Source organism: Cardiobacterium sp. Marseille-Q4385, from assembly GCF_916618745.1.
In the GTDB taxonomy this organism is placed as follows: Bacteria; Pseudomonadota; Gammaproteobacteria; order Cardiobacteriales; family Cardiobacteriaceae; genus Cardiobacterium.
The window spans coordinates 2570141-2588163 of record NZ_OU745373.1 but is presented as its reverse complement, the minus strand read 5'-3'; the positions used below and the strand labels follow the sequence as shown (position 1 = coordinate 2588163).

Sequence of the window (18023 nt, the reverse complement as noted above, 5' to 3'; positions counted from 1 at the left end):
TGACGACAAGCCCTCTGCCGTTCAGCGGCAGAGGGCTAAAATTTTGCCCGGTTTCTGCAATAATTGCGCCGTGCGGGCGGTAGCCGTTTCAAATGGCAAGCCAAAAGCAATATCGCGAGGCAAGCCAACACCATGCCGGTTCTATAGGGAACAACGATACACCACCGCCACACCATTCCCACAAATCTTCCATTGCCATGAAAAAGCCCCTGCTCATCCTCGCTACCCTCGTCTGCGCTGTCGCGCTCTACATCGCCTACCAATACAGCAAAGGCCTCACCCCCGAAGCGGTGATGCAAGAACTCTTCGACATGAACGCACCTGCGCGTTACGCATTTGTCAGCGACGAAACTGCGCCAAAACTGGCCGTCATCGACATGGACAGCCTGCAACAAACTAGCCTGCTTGACCTCAAGACCCCGGCACGCCGCCTCGCTATTCACAAAACTGACGGCCTGCTCGCCTATAGCGACGGTAGTGACACCATCACCATCCGCAATCTTGCCGATCACAGCGAAAGCACACAGCGCGTCAGCCACGCCGTTACCCGCCTGCAATACGACGCCGACAGCGCCTGGCTCCTCGCCTCTGGCGATGACCGCCTGACCCTGCTTGACAGCCGCAGCGGCGAACAACGCCTGCTCGAAGGCTACGGCCATATCCAGGCCTGGCTGTACAGCCCGCTCTCGCAGCAACTCTGGATACTCGACGATACCCCTGCCCTCTACCGCTACAATCCCGGCGACCAAAACCAGATTCGCTACCCACTTCCCGCTGACTGGCGTAACCTCAGTGCTGCCGCTATCAGCCCGGATGATCAGCACCTGCTCTTCGGCTCCGAAAACGGCGACGGCCAACCTATCGCCGTGGACTGGGCTATCGACAAAGGCGAAATCGCGCGGCAAACCCCGCTCACCGCACCGCTGGTACAGCCCTATATCGATAACAGTGGCCAGACCTACGTCTATATTGATCAAAAAGGCGGTGGTCACCTTATCAACCAGACTGCCCCCAATATCCTCCAGTCCTTCACTGCGCCGGATCCGACTGACCGCTATGCCACGGGCTGGCTCGATACCCGCCTGATCGTTGCCGGCAGCCAACTGCATAACTACGACCTGAGCGACCCTGCCGCACCGCCACGCCTGATGGACGAAAAACCGCTGCCCGGCCGCACCCGCGCCCTTTTCATCACCGCCGACAGCAAGACCGCGTTGCTCGTTCACCAAGGCAGCCACGACATCAGCATCTATAACCTGCACGACGGCGGCCTGCGCAGCGTGCCGCTCACCGGCATCACCGCTCCCGAAAACCTCATCATGGGCGCGGGTAACACCCTCTGCCACTGAACCCGGTCACAGGCGGCACGAGTGCAACGGTGACAATCTGCTATCATTCGCGCCGTTTCCAACCACACTACGAGGATTCATGACCCTTACCGACACTCACCGCCGTGCCGCCCTGGCTATCTGCGGCCTTGCTTCCTGGGCTTCCATCGCCTTCGCTTACTTTTATCTAGAGAGAACGTTGTGGCTGACGCCGTGTAACCTGTGCATGATGCAGCGTCTCGCCTTCGGCCTTATCGGCTTCTTCTTCCTGCTCGATGCCATCTGCTGGCCGAGCCGACCCGCGACGCGCTTCCTCATGCGCCTCGGCAAATACCTTTCCATCTTCTTCGGCATTGGCCTCGCTGCCCGCCACCTCTACATCCAAAGCCTGCCCGCCGACCAGGTCCCCGCCTGCGGTTTCGATTTCTACACCACACTGGACAAAAACGGTTTCTGGGGTGGCCTGCTCACCGCCATGCAGGGTGATGGCGACTGCGCCGCCCGCGATCTGTTCCTCGGTCTGCGCATTCCGGTATGGTCGATGATGCTGTTTATCGGTCTGCTGCTGGTGTGCGTGATCTGTGAGCGCAATAAAACCGCTGACAGCCACTGAAGCAGATTTCAGACAAAGAAAACCCCCGCCGCAGCGGGGGTTTTCTATATTTGCGCATCAGCGGTGTTCCTGCAGCTTCTCCTTGTGTTTGCGGATTTGCTTATCGAGGACATCACTGAGCAAGTCAATCGCGGCATACATATCCTCATGCGCGGCATCGCCGTGAATAGTCTTGCCGGAAGCAAGGTGGATAGTCGCTTCGGCAATTTTCAGGTGATTCTCCGCGCGCAGCGTCACCTGAGCACTGGTGACATTCTGCGCATCCAGCCCGCCGAGTTTGTCCTCGACATAGCTGTGGACCGCCTCACTGATATCCAGATGTTTGCCGGTGATGTTGTAGTTCATCATCCACTCCTTCTGTTGCTTTGGGTTAAAATTTGTGATTAACGTATCAAAAGCAACAAAAATCCGCAAGCAATTTCACGCTTAAAACGCCGCCCGCAGCCAGGTGATGTCCGCGCCGTCAATACACACCGCATCGAAGCGGCATGACGGCAGTGTCCGGTAGTGCTGTTGCAAATACACCTGCGCCGTTTTGCGGATTTTCTCCCGCTTGGCGGCGCTGATACTGGCGGCGGCACTGACCTGCGCCCCCGCCTCGCGACTGCGCACCTCAACAAAAACCAGCTCCGCGCCATCGCGGGCGATGAGGTCAATCTCGCCATAACGGGAGCGAAAGTTGTTCGTTACAATGACGAGCCCCTGCGCTTTCAGATAGGCGGCGGCGCGTCTTTCGCCTGCCTGGCCGCGACGCAGATGGGGAGCAAGTCTGGCAAAAAACATGAAGGAAACCCGATGAGTGGAACGTTGTACATCGTCGCCACGCCGATAGGCAATCTGGACGACATCAGCAGGCGCGCGCTGGCGACCCTGCAAGCGGCAGACATTATAGCCTGCGAGGATACGCGCCACAGTCGCCGCCTGCTCGACACCTACGCCATTGACCGTCCGCTCACCGCGCTGCACCAGCACAACGAACGCGGTGCGGCGGAAACCCTTATCCGCCGCCTGCAAGCGGGCGAAAACGTCGCCCTTGTCAGCGATGCCGGCACACCGCTTGTCTCCGATCCCGGTGCGCTGCTCACCCGTCTCGCGCACGCAGCGAATATCCGCGTCAGTCCTTTGCCCGGCGCCAGCAGCGTCATCGCCGCCCTTTCCGCCAGCGGCCTGCCCGCCGACCGCTTCACCTTCGCCGGTTTCATCCCCGCCAAAGCGGGCGAGCGGCAGCGTTTTCTTGACGACTACCGCACTGCTACCCATACCACCATCTTCTTTGAAGCGCCGCACCGTATCAGCGATACCCTCACCACGATGGCCGAAACCTTTGACGGTGCGCGCCCGCTCGTCATCGCCCGCGAACTGAGCAAACAGTTCGAACAAATCGCGTATCTCAGCGTTGACACCGCCCCCGCCTGGCTGGCCGAGGATGACAACCGCCAGCGTGGCGAATTTGTGCTGCTCCTCGGTGCAGCAGTAGCGCAGACCACCGCCGACTGGCAGCCGCTGGCCGACGACCTGCGCGACGCGGGACTTTCCGCCAAAACCACCGCTGCCCTGGTCGCCAAACACACCGGGGCGAACAAGAAATCGGTCTATCAGTACCTGCTCGACCGCGCCGGGTAAAATCGGTATCCACACCGCTTGGCGAGCCCAGTGTTTATGCCGCTTGACGGGCGTAGGATGGGCTTCAGCCCATCGAGCAAGCGCAACCTGCTTTTTGCGTTTCGGGCAAGCGTGACCACCAAGCGGGAAAACTACGCGGTTTTCATTTTTGAGACGTTGCAGGCAACGTCTCTACAAAAGCCAGCAACCACACCGCTTGGCGAGCCCAGTATTTACGCCGCTTGACGGGCGTAGGATGGGCTTCAGCCCATCGAACAAGCGCAGCCTGCTTTTTGCATTTCGGGCAAGCGTGACCACCAAGCGGGGAAACTACGCGGTTTTCGTTTTTGAGACGTTGCAGGCAACGTCTCTACAAAAGCCAACAACCACCCCGTCTGGCCCCGCTTGCCAAAAGTTAATTGGAAAAACTTGAAAATTCCCGCGCGTCCCATAAATAGAACTCATCGTTAACCAACTACAGGAAAAACCATGCAACCTTTTACCAGCCGCTTCCAGGAAGCCCTGCAAACTGCGCAGTCCATTGCCGTCGGCAAGGACAGCAATTACATCGAACCCGCGCACGTCTATCTCGCCCTGCTGCGGCAGGAAGGCGGTGCCGCTGCTTCCATCCTGCGTCAGGCGGGTGTGGATGCGAACGCCCTGCGCCAGCAAGTCGAAAAAATCGTGGATGACCTGCCGCGCGTCAGCAATGCCACCGGACAAGTCAACGTCTCGCCGGAAACCAGCCGCCTGCTCAACCTTTGCGACAAATACGCGCAGCAAAATGGCGACCAATACCTCTCGTCCGAACTTTTCCTCCTCGCCGCCTGCGAAGACAGCGGCGCGCTCGGCAAGGCGCTAAAACAGGCAGGCCTACAAAAAGCCAAACTGCAGCACGTCATCAACGAACTGCGCGGCGGCGAACCCGTTACCGACGAAGCCGCCGAAGACAAACGCGAGGCGCTGAAGAAATACACCATAGACGTGACCGCCCGCGCCGAGCAGGGCAAAATCGACCCCGTCATCGGCCGCGACGAAGAAATCCGCCGCGCCATGCAAATCCTGCAACGCCGCAACAAAAACAACCCCGTCCTCATCGGCGAACCAGGCGTGGGCAAAACCGCTATCGTCGAAGGCCTCGCGCAGCGCATCGTCAACGGCGAAGTGCCGGAAAGCCTGAAAGGCAAACGCCTGCTCTCGCTGGATCTTGCCGCCTTGATGGCCGGCAGCAAATACCGGGGCGACTTCGAAGAACGCCTGAAAGCCGTCCTCAACGACATCGAAAAAGCCAACGGACAAATCATCCTCTTCATCGACGAAATCCACACCATGGTCGGCGCGGGCAAAACCGAAGGCTCGATGGATGCCGGCAACATGCTCAAACCGGCGCTGGCGCGCGGCGAACTGCACTGCATCGGCGCGACCACGCTGGACGAATACCGCCAGTACATGGAAAAAGACGCCGCTCTCGAACGCCGCTTCCAGAAAGTGATGGTCGAAGAACCAAGCGTGGAAGACACCATCGCCATCCTGCGCGGCCTGCAAGAACGCTACGAAGTGCACCACGGCATCGACATCACCGACCCGGCACTCGTCGCCGCCGCTGTCCTCTCGAACCGCTACATCAGCAACCGCCAGCTGCCGGACAAAGCCATCGACCTCATCGACGAGGCCGCCGCGCAAATCCGCATGGAACTCGACAGCAAGCCGGAGGCGATGGACCGCATCGACCGCCGCCTCATCCAGCTGAAAATGGAACGTCTGGCGCTTGAAAAAGAACATGACGACGCCTCGAAAAAACGCCTCGCCGATCTCGAAGACGACATCCAGAAACTCGAAAAAGAATACGCCGACCTGAACGAAATCTGGCAAGCAGAAAAAGCGAGCAACCAGGGCAGCGCGGGCATCAAAGAAGAAATCGACCGCCTGCGCGTCGAACTCGAAGCCGCGAAACGGCGCGGCGATCTCGCCACCATGAGCGAAATCCAGTACGGCAAAATCCCAGCCCTGGAAAAACAACTGACCGCCGCGAACGCTGCCGATAGCAGCAGCACCCCGCACCAGCTCATGCGCAGCAAAGTCACCGAAGAAGAAATCGCGCAAATCGTCTCGCGCTGGACCGGCATCCCTGTCGCCAAAATGCTCGAAAGCGAAAAAGAAAAACTGCTGGCACTGGAAAGCGCGCTTGGCGCCCGCGTCGTCGGCCAGCAAACCGCCGTCGAAGCGGTAGCAAACGCCATCCGCCGCAACCGCGCCGGACTGTCCGACCCGAACCGCCCCATCGGTTCCTTCCTTTTCCTCGGCCCGACCGGCGTCGGCAAAACCGAACTGTGCCGCACCCTCGCCGCTTTCCTCTTTGACAGCGACGAAGCCATCGTCCGCCTCGACATGAGCGAATACATGGAAAAACACAGCGTTGCCCGTCTCATCGGCGCACCGCCCGGCTACGTCGGCTACGACCAGGGCGGCTACCTGACCGAAGCCGTGCGCCGTCGCCCGTACAGCGTCGTCCTCTTCGACGAAATCGAAAAAGCGCATCCGGACGTGTTCAACGTGCTGCTGCAAGTGCTGGACGATGGCCGCCTGACCGACGGCCAGGGCCGCACCGTGGATTTCCGCAACACTGTCATCATCATGACTTCGAACCTCGGCTCACACCTCATCCAGGAAGCGCCACAGGACGACTACGAAACCATGAAAATCAAAGTGATGGAAGTTGTCGCGACGCACTTCCGCCCGGAATTCATCAACCGTATCGACGAAACCGTCGTATTCCATTCACTCGGCAAAGAACACATGGCGGGCATCGCCAAAATTCAGCTGGGACGGCTGGAAAAACGCCTCGCCGAACGCGACCTCAAACTGGACATCAGCCCGGCCGCACTCGACCAACTGGTGGAAGTTGGTTACGACCCGACCTTCGGCGCACGTCCGTTGAAACGCGCTATCCAGACCCATCTGGAAAATCCGCTGGCACAACGCATCCTCGCCGGCGACTTCCTCCCGGGCAGTACCGTCCATGTGGACTACCAAGACGGCGAAGGCTTCGTCTTCCACGCCTGATGCTGCTTTTACGCACAGAAAAACCCGCCGCAAGGCGGGTTTTTTGTGGGCGTCATTCAGTGATCAGATTTCAGCCCTGCGCCGCACATCGTTATCAGGCAATCCGGCGTCGCGCCGTATTGGGCGCAATAGTACAGGTAGGCGGCGTAGTTTGCAGCGGTAGTGTGTTCGCAGTAAATGCCGCGTGCCGCCAGTGTCGCGCGTGCGTGCAGGATGTCTTCTTCCGGCGCGTGGATGAAGCGCACGCCGTATTTTGCCGCGTAAGCGAGAATCGTCGCGCCGCGCATCGGCTCGCCGATGGCGATACCTTCGGCGATGGTCGGTTGCGGGGTGATGGCCGCCGCTTCACTTGCATGTTGCGCCGCCGCGCGCAGCAGCGGGTCGCAGTATTCGCTCTGCACGGCAATGATGGTCGGCATCTGCGCGATGACACCGCTTGCCAGCAGGTGTTCCAGCGCCTGCATTACGCCGAGGAAAAGGGTGCCGTTGCCAACCGGGATGATCAGGTGCTGCGGGATGCGCCCCAGTTGTTCATAGACTTCGTAGATATAGGTTTTGGTGCCTTCGTAAAAGAAGGGGTTATAGACGTGGTTGGCGTAATAGACGCCTTCTGTTTCGACTTTGGCGCGGCAGACGTCGGCGCAGTGGTCGCGACTGCCGGGCACAACGTTGGCAATCGCGCCGTGCGCTTCAATCATGTTGATTTTCTTCGGCGAGGTGCCTTCCGGCACAAAGATTTCGCAGGCGATGCCGGCACGGGCGCAGTAAGCGGCGACGCTGTTGCCGGCGTTGCCGCTGCTGTCCTGCACGACTTTCTCGACGCCGATGCTTTTGCAGTGGGCGACGAGGACAGCCGCGCCCCGGTCTTTGAAGGACAGGGTCGGCATGAGATAGTCCATTTTCAGCAGGACGTCGTCATCGAAGCGGATGACGGGCGTCATGCCCTCGCCCATGGAAACGGCGCGCCAGGCATCGCCATTGAGCGCCATATAGCGGTGGTAACGGAATTGTGACCATTCAGCGCGGTCAATGCCGTCGGCGGTGAAGGCAGGTGGACGGTAATCCAGCTGCCACAGCCCGCCGCAAGCACATTTGGCGTGGCGGGTGGTGATGTTTTCTTCACGGTGACAGTGCGAGCAGACGTATTTCATGCCGTTTTCTCCCACGGGCGGAAATGAAGAAGATGGCCCATGCGTTGCCGCTACCGGCAAATAGTTCAAGCGCGTGTCTTGTGCGTGTGTTGGGTGGGGCGGTCGGGAGCAAGGGCCTGTTGCAGGGCAAAGCGCAGGTAGGCCTGTTTGAGGGTGAGTTGCTGCTTGTGGCGGTAGTAGGTGTTGATGCTATCGAGCAGGGTTTGGCGGTAGCTCGGAGCGAGTTGGCGCAGGGTTTCAAGATGGCGACAAAGGAGCAGGCCGTTTTGGTGCGCTGCGGTGTCAATGGGGTCGTAGGCGGGGGCATCGGTAAGCGGCAGGCCGTTCGCCAGCAGTTTTTGGTAGGTTGCAGCGGGGTTGTCGTCGTCCGGGTTGTCGCTCGCCAGGTAGGTGTAGAGGTAGGTGATGGCGTCGCGGTGGGTGCGGTAGTCGGCGACGTTGCCACCGGGGATGCGGCTCGCGCGCCAGACGATGTAGGCGGCGAGTTCGTAGCGGCTGAGTTGGCGGTCGTGCTTGATGAGCTGGCGGATGTGTTGTTCGAGGGTGTTTTTTTGTTCTTCACCGAGGGCGGCAGTTGCTTGTGTGAGGTGGGCGAGCAGGGCGATTTGTGCGACGGGTTCGCTGTGTTCGATGGTGGTATAGGCGTTGCGGCTGGCATCGAGGGTGGCGCGCGGGATGGTGCCTTCGTCTTCGAGGGTGTAGTAGTAGACGCCGCTGTGGTAGATGTAGAGGGCGAGCAGGGCGGCAGCGGGATCTACCGGTGCAGGGTAGTGGACCGCAGCAAGGCTGCGGTCAAGGCTGAGGATGGGGTAGGTGGGGTTGAGTGCGAGGGCGTCCTGGCTGCGTTTGGCCGGGTCAATTTCGTATTGGTTGCGGCGGTGTTCCTGGATGTCGAAGAGGATGGCATCAAGTTCTTCGGGGCTGATGTCGCCTCCGCCCCAGGTGCGGATGCGCTCGGCCAGCGGCGGGTGGGTGCGTAGCAGGCGGTTCAGTCCGCTTTGGTAGTGGATGAAGTAGATGTGGGCACGGTCGCGCGGCGGGCGGCGCGGGTTGAGGCCGTTTTCTTGCAAGGCCCAGGCTTTTTTCAGGGCACTGACGAGGGCGTCAGGGTTGCGGGTGTATTGCACGGCGCGGGCGTCCGCCATTTCTTCGCGGCGGCGCGAGAAGGCGGCTTGCAGCAGGCGGCCATAGAGGTAGAGGATGGAGCCGAGGATGGTGAAGGCGGCGGCGGGGATACTGATATCCGGGCTGTCGTCGTTTCGCATGATGCCGCGCAGGTCGAAGAGCTGGGCTTCGGGGGCGGTGTGGATTCGCTCCTGGCGGTTTGGCCAGTCGCTGATGATGTAGTAGCCATGCACCATCGCAGTGAGGCGGGCATAAATGGCGAGGTCGCCGTTTTCGATGTGGCCGTATTCGTGGCCAATGATGGCTTGCAGTTCGTCGCGGGTGAGGCTGTCTATCGCACCCTGGCTGACGGTGAGGGCGAGGCTGCCGTCTGCACCGCCGACGATGAAGGCGTTGATACTGTCGTCGTTGCGCTGGATGTAGGTGGCGGGTACGGCGTTGCCGGATGCGGCGCTCATTTCGGCGACGAGGTTGGTGTAGAGGCGGTCGGCGCGGTGTTTTTCCGAGCAGGCGAGCTCGGCGCCGAGGGCGCGCGCCTGCTCGTCGGCGCTCGTTGCGCGCATTTTGCGCTGCATGTCGGTGTAAGCGATGAGCAGCGCAGCGGTGGGGATGAGGCCGGCGATGAGGCTGATGTGGAGGTAGAGGCTACTGAAGGTGTGCGGGCTGTCGCGCAGGGCAGCGATGATGGGGCTCACGCCGAAGAGCGTGAGCGCGCAGGCGAGGCTGTAGGTAAGGTAGCTGGCGAGCGCGCCCAGCCAGAAGGCTATTTGCAGGCGGCGGCTGGCGACGTCCGCCTGCTGGTGTTCTTCGCGAAAGAGGGTCGCCATCAGTCGAATTTCACTTGTACCGGGGCGCGCTTGGTGTCGATGTCGTCAATTTCCAGCAGGCTGTTAGCGCGGAAGGCAAAGATGCCGGCGATGATGTTGGCGGGGAATTGCTGCACGGCGTTGTTGTAGTCGGTGACGCTGTCGTTGTAGTACTGGCGCGCGAAGGCAATGCGGTTCTCGGTAGAGGCGATTTCTTCGCGCAGGGCGGCAAGCTGGTTGTCCGCTTTGAGCTCAGGGTAGTTTTCAAAGGTGGCGTAAAGGCCGCCGAGGCGCGCGCCAAGGGCTTGTTCGGCAGCGGCAAGTTCGCCGATGCCCGCCGTGCCGCCACCGGTGTTTTTCAGGGCATTCGCGGCGTGATTACGCGCGGCGATGACGCTGGTCAGGGTTTCTTGTTCGTGTTGCAGGTATTTGCGCGCAACTTCAACGAGATTAGGGATAAGGTCGTAACGGCGGGTAAGCTGCACGTCAATTTGTGCGAAAGCGTTTTTGTATTCGTTGCGCTTGTTGACAAGGCTGTTGTAGATGCCGACGGAAACGGCAATGGCGATGATGACGAGAGCGAGGATAATCCAGCCAGTCATGGGTTTTCTCCTTGTTTTTGGTGGGGTTAAGGGATGTCTGGCATTGTAATTTTCGCGGTTTCTGCTTGCAAGGCAGGCGGGCTCTGCCTACAATCCGCGCCCTGAGTTCGCCAGGCAATCGCTGTGCTTCGGTGCAGAGGAAAGTCCGGGCTCCACAGGGCAGGGTGCCGGGTAACACCCGGGCGGCGTGAGCCGACGGAAAGTGCCACAGAAAAGATACCGCCTGCGTTGCAGGTAAGGGTGAAATGGTGCGGTAAGAGCGCACCGCAAGGCCGGTAACGGGCTTGGCAGGGTAAACCCCACCCGGAGCAAGACCAAATAGGGAATCCATGCGGCGGCCCGCCGTGATTCCGGGTAGGTTGCTAGAGGTATCCGGTAACGGGTATCGCAGAGGAATGATTGCCCACGACAGAACCCGGCTTATCGGCGAACTCTTTTTCTTTCAATATGTCCCCCAATATGTCCCCGTAGCTCAACCGGATAGAGCGTTCCCCTCCTAAGGGAAAGGCTGGAGGTTCAATTCCTCTCGGGGACACCATCTTTTCTTCTGCTTGATTCTCGGCGAAAAAATGCCGCACGGTGCCGCGAAACGGTACGGTTTTTGCATATAATTCATGCACCGACACCTTATCCGCACCGGAATCCCCATGAACGCCCCCTCCCCTTCTGCCGGCAAGGCGGCGCATATTGCCGCGAAGATCGCCGCCATCGAAATTTATGAAAATATCAATGCCATTCTGCGCGAAGAGAAAGACGCGCAAACCGCCAGTGCCTTTGCTGCCCTCGGCAGCCTCGCTGGACAGGCCTGCCTGCAAGAAGCGCTTTTCCTCCACGCCGATAAATCCGACGCCCTCATCACGGTCAGCGACGTGGCCGGTCGCCATTATTATTATGGCGAGACGATTGACCGCCTGCTCCTGCAAGACCGTCTTTCCGTCTGGTCACTGCTCGCTACCGCCATGCAGAAATATGAAGACGCCGCCCTGCCGGACACTGAAGCCATCCGCTATCACGTGACGCAAACCATCGGTGCGCCGCTCTTTGGTGTCCCACGTCTGCCACTGGGGCTGCACATCCGCATGGCGCCGCTGGAATGCCTGCAACTGTGGCAACCGCTCAAAGCCGGCGTGCTGGACCGTTTGCATGTTCCGCCGCAGGACTGGCACCTCGCCTACGGCCTCGCCATCCAGAAAATGCTGGCGCAAGACGCCCTGCCGCCGACGCAAGCGGCGCTCATCGTCATGGAATGCGCGATTCCGATGAGCAAAGTCCTCAACACATGACCACCCCGCCCGCCGCAAGCCTCGAAAGCGCCCATGCCGCGCAATAGAATGCCGCCGAACCTGCTACTCTCCGGATGATGCTCCCCGATCCCGCAACCCTCTGGCACTACGCCGTCCGCTATCCGCTGCTCGCCCTGCTCGCCCTGATCTGGGCGGGGTTTATCCTTGATTTCCTGACCTGCAAAATCCTGCGTCCCGTATTCGGCATCCATCCGCGCCGCTTCCTCAGCCTGCCCGCCATCTTTACCGCCCCGCTCCTGCACGTTGACCTAGCCCATCTGCTCTCCAACTCCATCCCGCTCGCCATCCTCGGTTTCCTCAGCGGGGATTTGCTGCCGCCGCACCAGCTCTTCCTGCTGCTCTTCATCGCCATTGGCGGCAGCGGGCTGGGCGTCTGGCTATTCGGGCGGCGGGCGATCATGCTCGGCGCCTCCGGCCTGGTTTTCGCCCTGTTCGGCTTCCTGCTCGCCTACGCCTGGTTCAGCCGCGACAAGCACGCGCTCTTTTACGCCGCCGCCGCTTTCCTCCTTTATGGCGGCCTGCTGCTCTCGCTGTTCAAATACCGCCCGCAAATCTCCTGGGCGGCGCATATCTGGGGCTTTGCCGCCGGCATCCTGGCGGCCTGGTGGCTGACCGCCTATGCGGTATGAACCTGTCTTTTTCCCGCCATCTCGGAGCCCCGCATGAACCGCACCCGCATCATCACCACCCTGGAACGGCTGCGCCGGCATTACGGTGAACAACGCTGGTGGTGTCAGGAAAACCGCCTCGCCGACTGGGTCTCGATGATCCTGATCCAGCAGACAACCCAGCAGAATGCCGAGAAAGCGCTGGCGGGACTGGCAGACGTGCTGACTCCCGCTGCCCTGGCAGCGTTACCTTTGGAGGCCTTGCAGGCGCGCATCCGCCCCGCCGGGTTCTATAAACAAAAAAGCGTGTATATCAAGGAACTGGTGCAGTGGTTTATCGACAAAGGCGGAGATCTTGCCGCTTTTACCGAGGTGCCAACCGCCGCGCTGCGCACGGAACTGCTGACCCTCAAAGGCGTGGGACAGGAAACGGCGGACGCCATGCTGCTTTACATCTTCGGGCGCAAAGTCTTCATTGCCGACCGTTACGCCCTGCGCCTCTTTCAGCGCCTGGGATTGAGCACCGCCGGCGATTACACCACCCTGCGTGCCGAGTGCATGCTGCTGCTGGATGACGTCAGCCTGCACACCGCGCAGGAATGGCATGCGGTGATTGACGAACACGGCAAAGCCTTCCGCAAAAACCCGCAGCTGGATGAAAGCTGGCTGTGCCCGCCTGCCAGTCCTGCCTGAGCGCCCTGCCCTTCACCATACAGCCCACCGCGATGACCACTCCCGATCACGACCCTTTCCCTGAACTGCTGCTGGCGCGGCAAGATGATGATGCCCTCGGCATGTCCATGCTGATTTATCCTGACCGCACGCCGGCCAGGAACCTATTCTGGCTAACGCTGGCGGTATTTGTGCTGCTGTATGCGTTGCCGTGGCGCGAGACATATTTTCAGGCTTGTGTGCTAACTTCCGCCATTTACACATTGCCGACGGTATGGAGTTGGGGCTGGCAGAATTATGCGCATCTCGATATACAGACCATTCATCTTTCTGCGGATAATGGCATATCCAGTCACCGTATTGCGCCTATTGCGGATAATGGAGCAAATCATCTGCGCATTTTGCCGCGTCAGACGGAAACGCGATATGTGCGTTCCAATCTGGATTCGGGTGTGTTCTTAACAAATATACTGTTACTGCTTGTGGTTTTTGCGGCAGGTTACAACGATATTTCCAGGATTTTGCGGGACAAAACGCCGGAAATACCGCTGGCACAGATGCGGGTTGTGGAGGGCAAAACGCCGGCGGCGCCCTGGGGTATTAGCACGAGGCAATCAACTAGGTCTTATCTGCTGATTGATGGTGTCTATCTGAATTGCGATTTTTATTTTGAGCACGATGCCTGCGATGAGGTCTATCGCTTTGCCGGAAAGCCGATAAAGGTGTGGTATTACCGGAATAATCGGCGGGTCGATGCTGTCTATGCGATAGAGATTGATGGCCAGTCATTGCATGACGAGCATTATTTCCGCGCACGCTACCGGCAATTTCAGCGCACGATGTGGTTGACTTGTTTTGTTTCCGTGCCGCTCAGTATTCTGCTGTTTTTATGGTTAGGGCGGCGGGCGCAGCGGGTGTGCGAAGGGCTGTTCGCCTCGCGCCGCATCCGTATCCGTTAATGCCCGCGCCCCGCCGTGCACAGGCTTTGTGCTATTATCGCGCGCGTTTTTTTATGTCTTGATGCGACTGTAATGCGCTGTTTTTTCAGTAGAAGGTTTTAGGTTCATGCTGCAATTCCCCAATTTCAACCCCTATATTTTTAAGCTCGGCCCGATTCACCCGACCTGGTACGGCCTGATGTATGTCATCGGTTTCGGCTGCGCCTATCTGCTCGGCGTGCGGCGCACCAAATCGAATCCCGCCTGGACCAAGGAAGATGTCAGCGATTTGATGACGTATTTGATGCTCGGCGTGGTGCTGGGTGGGCGGATTGGCTATGTGCTGTTCTACGGCATGGGCTATTGGGCGCGTGACTGGCTTTATCCGCTGAAAATCTGGGAAGGCGGGATGTCTTTTCACGGCGGCCTGCTCGGGGTGATATTCCTGCTCTGGCTGTTTGGGCGCAAAAAGGGCAAGGCGTTTTGGGCGGTCGCCGATTATGTCGCGCCGATGATTCCGCCGGGACTGTTCTTTGGCCGCATCGGCAATTTTATTAACGGCGAGTTGTGGGGCCGACCGACCGACCTGCCCTGGGGCATGGTCTTCCCCGGCACCGGCGACGGCATCCCGCGCCATCCTTCGCAGCTGTATGAAGCGGGGCTGGAAGGCATCGTCCTCTTCATCGCTGTCTGGTTCTATTCCGCCAAGCCGCGCCGCAGCGGGCAAGTAGCGGGGCTGTTCCTCGTCCTCTACGGCATTTTCCGCTCGCTGGTTGAGATGGTGCGCCAGCCGGACGGGCAGGTGAATTTCCTTATCGGCGAGATCACAATGGGGCAGGCGCTCAGTCTGCCGATGATTGTCTTCGGCCTGTGGCTGATGTTGCGACGGGGGCCGCGTGCAAGCGTATCTTGACCTTCTGCGCCATGTGCTGGAGCACGGCAGCACCAAGGCTGACCGCACCGGCACGGGGACGCGCTCCGTTTTCGGCTACCAGATGCGCCTGAACTTGCAGGACGGGTTCCCGCTGCTTACCACCAAGCGTGTGCATTTCAAATCCATCGTGCATGAACTGCTGTGGTTCCTGCGCGGCGAAACCAACATCGGTTACCTGCGCGATAACGGTGTAACCATCTGGGACGAATGGGCGGACGAGCACGGCGACCTCGGCCCGATTTACGGCAAGCAGTGGCGCGACTGGGCTGGACACGACCAGATTGCCCACGTCCTGCATCTCCTGAAAACCGACCCCGACTCGCGCCGCATGATCGTCTCGGCCTGGAACGTCGGCGAACTGGCGGACATGGCGCTGATGCCCTGCCACACCCTGTTCCAGTTCTACGTTGCGGGTGGCCGCCTTTCCTGCCAACTCTACCAGCGCTCGGCGGACGTCTTCCTCGGCGTGCCATTTAACATCGCAAGCTATGCCCTCCTGACGCACATGATGGCGCAGCAGGCCGGACTGCAAGTTGGCGACTTCATCTGGACGGGCGGCGACGTGCACCTCTACAACAACCACTTCGACCAGGCGCGTGAACAACTCAGCCGCACGCCCTACCCGCTGCCCACGCTAGCCCTGCGCCAGGCGGCAAGCATCGACAGCTACCACTACGACGATATCCAGTTACAGCACTACCACAGCCATCCGCCCATCAAAGCGCCCGTGGCCGTCTAACCCAACCGGAGAACACCCTTGCTACGCCTCATCCGTAACACCTTCTACTTCCTGATTATCCTCGGCATCTTCGGCTGCGTGCTGCTCTTCATGTACGCGATGAAACTCGAAAAAGAGTACCACCTTGATGACCGCAAACTGGGTGGTGCGCTGTGGTCCATGCCGGCGCGCGTGTATGCCCGCCCGCTCGAACTCTACAAAGGTGCGACGCTCACCCCCGAAGACCTCATCAACGAACTCAAACTGCTCGACTACCGCGAAGTCGCTAGCCCAAACAACATCAAGCAGTACCACCGCGAAGGCAACACCGTCGAATACTACGCCCAACCCTTCAACTTCTGGGACGGCCAGCGTCCGGCACGGCGGATGCAAGTGCAATTTGACAAAAACAAAGTCAGCAGCGTGCAAAACCTCAGCACCCTCGAAGAAGAAGTCCTCGAACGCCTCGAACCGCTGCATATCGCCAGCATCTACCCGGCGAGCAAACAGGACCGCGTACTGGTCAACCTCGAAGACGTGCCGCCGGTGCTTGTTGACAGCCTGATCGCCGTCGAAGACAAAAACTTCTGGCGCCACCCCGGCATTGACCCGCGCGGCCTCGCTCGCTCCATCTACGTCACCTACATCCAGAAATCCGGCAAACAGGGCGCCAGTACCCTCACCCAGCAATTCATCAAAAACCACTACCTCACCAACGAACAAACCCTGTCGCGCAAACTCAAAGAAGTGCTGATGGCACTTGTCCTCGAATACCACAACAGCAAAAAAGACATCCTCGAAGGCTATCTCAACGAAATCTACCTCGGTCAGGACGGCCAGCGTGCCATCCACGGCTTTGGCCTTGCCAGCGAATACTACTTCGACAAAGAACTCAAAGACCTCGGCCTGCACGAAATCGCCATGCTCATCGGCCTCGTGCGCGAACCCGGCCTTGCTGACCCGCGCCGCCACCCCGAATACGCCCTGCAACGGCGCAACATGATGCTCAGCCTCATGCAGCAGAACAACCTCATCAGCGAAACCGACATGAAGCTCGCGCAATCGCTGCCGCTTGACGTCGTGCCGGTCGATGCCCAGCGGGCGCGGGTGCGCTTCCCCGCCTTCGTTGACCTCGTTTACCAGCAGCTCGGCGAACACTACAAAGAAGAAGACCTCACCAAAGACGGCCTCAACATCTTCACCACCCTTGACCCGCTCATCCAGCAAAAAACCCAGGATGCCCTGACCGGCGCCCTGCCCACCCTGGAAAAACGCAACGGCCTGAAAAAAGACTTCCTGCAAAGCTCGGCTGTTGTCGTCAACACCGGCAACGCCGAAGTGCTGGCCGTCATCGGCTCGCGAGTGCCAAACGAACAAGGCTACAACCGCGCACTCTACTCCCTGCGCAACATCGGCTCCGTCGTCAAACCCATGGTGTACCTGACCGCGCTCGAATACCCGCAGCTCTACACCCTCGCCACCCCACTCGATGACAGCCCGCTTAACTACAAAACCGGTGGCAAAACCTGGTCGCCGAAAAACTACGACAAGCGCAACCACGGCAAAGTCACCCTGCAAGAATCGCTCATCCGCTCCTACAACATCCCGACCGCGCGCATCGCGCTTGATGTCGGCATCAAAGACGTCACCGACACCCTGCAACGCCTCGGCTACAAACCGCGCCCGGAAAACCCCATTCGCAACAACCCCTCCGTCTCGCTCGGCGCCATCAGCATGAGCGCCATCGACGTCGCGCAAATCTACGAAACCTTCGCGAGCGGCGGCTACCTCATCCCGCTGCGCTCCATCCGCGAAATTACCACCCAGGATGGCACCATCGTCAGCCGCTTCGACCTCAAAGCGGTGAAAGCTATTGAGCCAGGCCCGCACTACCTCATCACCTCGACCATGCAGGAAATCCCGCGCCGGGGTACGGCTACCGCGCTCAAAGAAAAAGTCAGCGCCTCGCTGAACGTCGCGGGCAAAACCGGCACCACCGACAGCTACCGCGACAGCTGGTTCGCCGGCTTTACCGGCAACCTCCTCACCGTCGTCTGGGTCGGCAACGACGAAAACAAAATCACCCGCCTGACCGGCGGCAAAGGCGCGATGCGGGTGTGGATGGACATCATGAAAAACCTGCCGAACGAACCGCTGGAACTGAAAAAACCAGACGGTGTCGTCACCCGCATGGTGGACAAATACAGCGGCGCGCTAGCCGGACAAGGCTGCGGTGGTCGCGCGGCAGAATTCGCCTTCATCGCCGGCTCCGAGCCGACCCACTACCAGGCTTGCGCCGCGCCGCGTCCTGTGCAGCGTGACGACGACGAAGACGGCACTGGCGTCTTCGATAACAACAACAGTGGCGGCCTGCAATGGGAACAACCGGCAGGCGGCGGCAACTGGGGCGGTGGTGGCGGCAGCACCGGAGTGCCTGTCGAAGGCTGGGGGCCCGGCAACTGAGCCCACCGCCAAGCGTTATAAATACTGGGCCCGCCTAGAGTGGGCTTCAGCCCACCGGGCAGGCACAGCCTGCCTTTTCTGCTGTTGGCAAAGCAC

The 18023-nt window shown here is 59.9% G+C and carries 16 protein-coding genes, 1 tRNA gene and 1 other RNA gene; 13 read left to right on the top strand and 5 right to left on the bottom strand.

From position 1 onward, the window contains the following. The first annotated feature begins 197 nt into the window (after nucleotides 1-197). Nucleotides 198-1349: a hypothetical protein gene (locus LG374_RS12275; RefSeq protein WP_225757965.1), complete on the top strand. Its 1152-nt coding sequence runs from the start codon at nucleotides 198-200 to the stop codon at nucleotides 1347-1349. A gap of 79 nt (nucleotides 1350-1428) precedes the next feature. Further along, on the top strand, nucleotides 1429-1941 hold the full coding sequence (locus LG374_RS12270) for a disulfide bond formation protein B (RefSeq protein ID WP_225757964.1): 513 nt from the start codon (nucleotides 1429-1431) through the stop codon (nucleotides 1939-1941). Nucleotides 1942-1998: 57 nt separating this feature from the next. On the opposite strand, the gene hpf is transcribed toward LG374_RS12270, so the two are convergent. After that, complete coding sequence (hpf, locus tag LG374_RS12265; protein ID WP_363324275.1) at nucleotides 1999-2289, bottom strand: ribosome hibernation-promoting factor, HPF/YfiA family; 291 nt, start codon at nucleotides 2287-2289, stop codon at nucleotides 1999-2001. Nucleotides 2290-2367: 78 nt separating this feature from the next. Further along, the gene (locus tag LG374_RS12260) at nucleotides 2368-2724 is read right to left on the bottom strand and encodes a YraN family protein (protein ID WP_225757962.1); all 357 of its coding nucleotides are present in this window, start codon (nucleotides 2722-2724) and stop codon (nucleotides 2368-2370) included. Between the two features lie 12 nt (nucleotides 2725-2736). Between LG374_RS12260 and rsmI the strand changes: the two genes are divergently transcribed. After that, nucleotides 2737-3564, top strand: coding sequence for a 16S rRNA (cytidine(1402)-2'-O)-methyltransferase (gene rsmI, locus LG374_RS12255; RefSeq protein WP_225757961.1), 828 nt, complete (start codon nucleotides 2737-2739; stop codon nucleotides 3562-3564). Between the two features lie 468 nt (nucleotides 3565-4032). Further along, nucleotides 4033-6606 (top strand): ATP-dependent chaperone ClpB, encoded by a 2574-nt coding sequence (gene clpB, locus LG374_RS12250; protein WP_225757960.1) that lies wholly within the window; start codon nucleotides 4033-4035, stop codon nucleotides 6604-6606. A 56-nt stretch (nucleotides 6607-6662) separates the two neighbouring features. On the opposite strand, the gene LG374_RS12245 is transcribed toward clpB, so the two are convergent. The 3 genes from LG374_RS12245 to LG374_RS12235 form a co-directional block, all read right to left on the bottom strand. After that, a complete protein-coding gene (locus tag LG374_RS12245; RefSeq protein ID WP_225757959.1) occupies nucleotides 6663-7757 on the bottom strand; it encodes a threonine synthase in 1095 nt (364 codons plus the stop codon). A gap of 65 nt (nucleotides 7758-7822) precedes the next feature. Then, a complete protein-coding gene (locus LG374_RS12240; protein WP_225757958.1) occupies nucleotides 7823-9709 on the bottom strand; it encodes a M48 family metalloprotease in 1887 nt (628 codons plus the stop codon). Continuing rightward, on the bottom strand, nucleotides 9709-10290 hold the full coding sequence (locus LG374_RS12235) for a LemA family protein (protein ID WP_225757957.1): 582 nt from the start codon (nucleotides 10288-10290) through the stop codon (nucleotides 9709-9711). The genes LG374_RS12240 and LG374_RS12235 overlap by 1 nt, the downstream gene beginning before the upstream one ends. A 102-nt stretch (nucleotides 10291-10392) precedes the next feature. Between LG374_RS12235 and rnpB the strand changes: the two genes are divergently transcribed. The 9 genes from rnpB to mrcB all read left to right on the top strand — a co-directional run bounded on the left by rnpB (nucleotide 10393) and on the right by mrcB (nucleotide 17927). Then, nucleotides 10393-10729: RNase P RNA component class A (gene rnpB / locus LG374_RS12230), an RNA gene on the top strand. Nucleotides 10730-10751: 22 nt separating this feature from the next. Next, a tRNA-Arg gene (locus LG374_RS12225) sits at nucleotides 10752-10828 on the top strand. Between the two features lie 109 nt (nucleotides 10829-10937). After that, nucleotides 10938-11573 carry a hypothetical protein gene (locus LG374_RS12220; RefSeq protein ID WP_225757956.1) on the top strand — a complete coding sequence of 212 codons (636 nt, stop codon included), beginning with the start codon at nucleotides 10938-10940 and terminating at the stop codon, nucleotides 11571-11573. A 74-nt stretch (nucleotides 11574-11647) separates the two neighbouring features. Beyond that, on the top strand, nucleotides 11648-12223 hold the full coding sequence (locus LG374_RS12215; RefSeq protein ID WP_225757955.1) for a rhomboid family intramembrane serine protease: 576 nt from the start codon (nucleotides 11648-11650) through the stop codon (nucleotides 12221-12223). A gap of 33 nt (nucleotides 12224-12256) precedes the next feature. Further along, on the top strand, nucleotides 12257-12895 hold the full coding sequence (locus tag LG374_RS12210) for an endonuclease III domain-containing protein (RefSeq protein ID WP_225757954.1): 639 nt from the start codon (nucleotides 12257-12259) through the stop codon (nucleotides 12893-12895). A 32-nt stretch (nucleotides 12896-12927) separates the two neighbouring features. Beyond that, the gene (locus LG374_RS12205; RefSeq protein WP_225757953.1) at nucleotides 12928-13833 is read left to right on the top strand and encodes a hypothetical protein; all 906 of its coding nucleotides are present in this window, start codon (nucleotides 12928-12930) and stop codon (nucleotides 13831-13833) included. Between the two features lie 106 nt (nucleotides 13834-13939). Beyond that, the gene (gene lgt, locus LG374_RS12200) at nucleotides 13940-14725 is read left to right on the top strand and encodes a prolipoprotein diacylglyceryl transferase (protein ID WP_225757952.1); all 786 of its coding nucleotides are present in this window, start codon (nucleotides 13940-13942) and stop codon (nucleotides 14723-14725) included. Next, nucleotides 14709-15485: a thymidylate synthase gene (locus tag LG374_RS12195; protein WP_225757951.1), complete on the top strand. Its 777-nt coding sequence runs from the start codon at nucleotides 14709-14711 to the stop codon at nucleotides 15483-15485. Before lgt ends, LG374_RS12195 begins: the two co-directional genes overlap by 17 nt. An 18-nt stretch (nucleotides 15486-15503) precedes the next feature. Then, nucleotides 15504-17927 (top strand): penicillin-binding protein 1B, encoded by a 2424-nt coding sequence (gene mrcB, locus LG374_RS12190; RefSeq protein ID WP_225757950.1) that lies wholly within the window; start codon nucleotides 15504-15506, stop codon nucleotides 17925-17927. Nucleotides 17928-18023 lie beyond the last annotated feature (96 nt).

Excerpts from the sequence above, each read along its gene's own strand:
- LG374_RS12205 (WP_225757953.1), top strand. The coding sequence starts at position 12,928 with ATGACCACTCCCGATCACGACCCTTTCCCTGAACTGCTGCTGGCGCGG.
- LG374_RS12235 (WP_225757957.1), bottom strand. The coding sequence starts at position 10,290 with ATGACTGGCTGGATTATCCTCGCTCTCGTCATCATCGCCATTGCCGTT.
- LG374_RS12220 (WP_225757956.1), top strand. The coding sequence starts at position 10,938 with ATGAACGCCCCCTCCCCTTCTGCCGGCAAGGCGGCGCATATTGCCGCG.
- LG374_RS12210 (WP_225757954.1), top strand. The coding sequence starts at position 12,257 with ATGAACCGCACCCGCATCATCACCACCCTGGAACGGCTGCGCCGGCAT.
- clpB (WP_225757960.1), top strand. The coding sequence starts at position 4,033 with ATGCAACCTTTTACCAGCCGCTTCCAGGAAGCCCTGCAAACTGCGCAG.
- hpf (WP_363324275.1), bottom strand. The coding sequence starts at position 2,289 with ATGATGAACTACAACATCACCGGCAAACATCTGGATATCAGTGAGGCG.
- LG374_RS12240 (WP_225757958.1), bottom strand. The coding sequence starts at position 9,709 with ATGGCGACCCTCTTTCGCGAAGAACACCAGCAGGCGGACGTCGCCAGC.
- lgt (WP_225757952.1), top strand. The coding sequence starts at position 13,940 with ATGCTGCAATTCCCCAATTTCAACCCCTATATTTTTAAGCTCGGCCCG.
- rsmI (WP_225757961.1), top strand. The coding sequence starts at position 2,737 with ATGAGTGGAACGTTGTACATCGTCGCCACGCCGATAGGCAATCTGGAC.
- LG374_RS12260 (WP_225757962.1), bottom strand. The coding sequence starts at position 2,724 with ATGTTTTTTGCCAGACTTGCTCCCCATCTGCGTCGCGGCCAGGCAGGC.
- LG374_RS12215 (WP_225757955.1), top strand. The coding sequence starts at position 11,648 with ATGATGCTCCCCGATCCCGCAACCCTCTGGCACTACGCCGTCCGCTAT.
- LG374_RS12270 (WP_225757964.1), top strand. The coding sequence starts at position 1,429 with ATGACCCTTACCGACACTCACCGCCGTGCCGCCCTGGCTATCTGCGGC.
- LG374_RS12275 (WP_225757965.1), top strand. The coding sequence starts at position 198 with ATGAAAAAGCCCCTGCTCATCCTCGCTACCCTCGTCTGCGCTGTCGCG.
- LG374_RS12245 (WP_225757959.1), bottom strand. The coding sequence starts at position 7,757 with ATGAAATACGTCTGCTCGCACTGTCACCGTGAAGAAAACATCACCACC.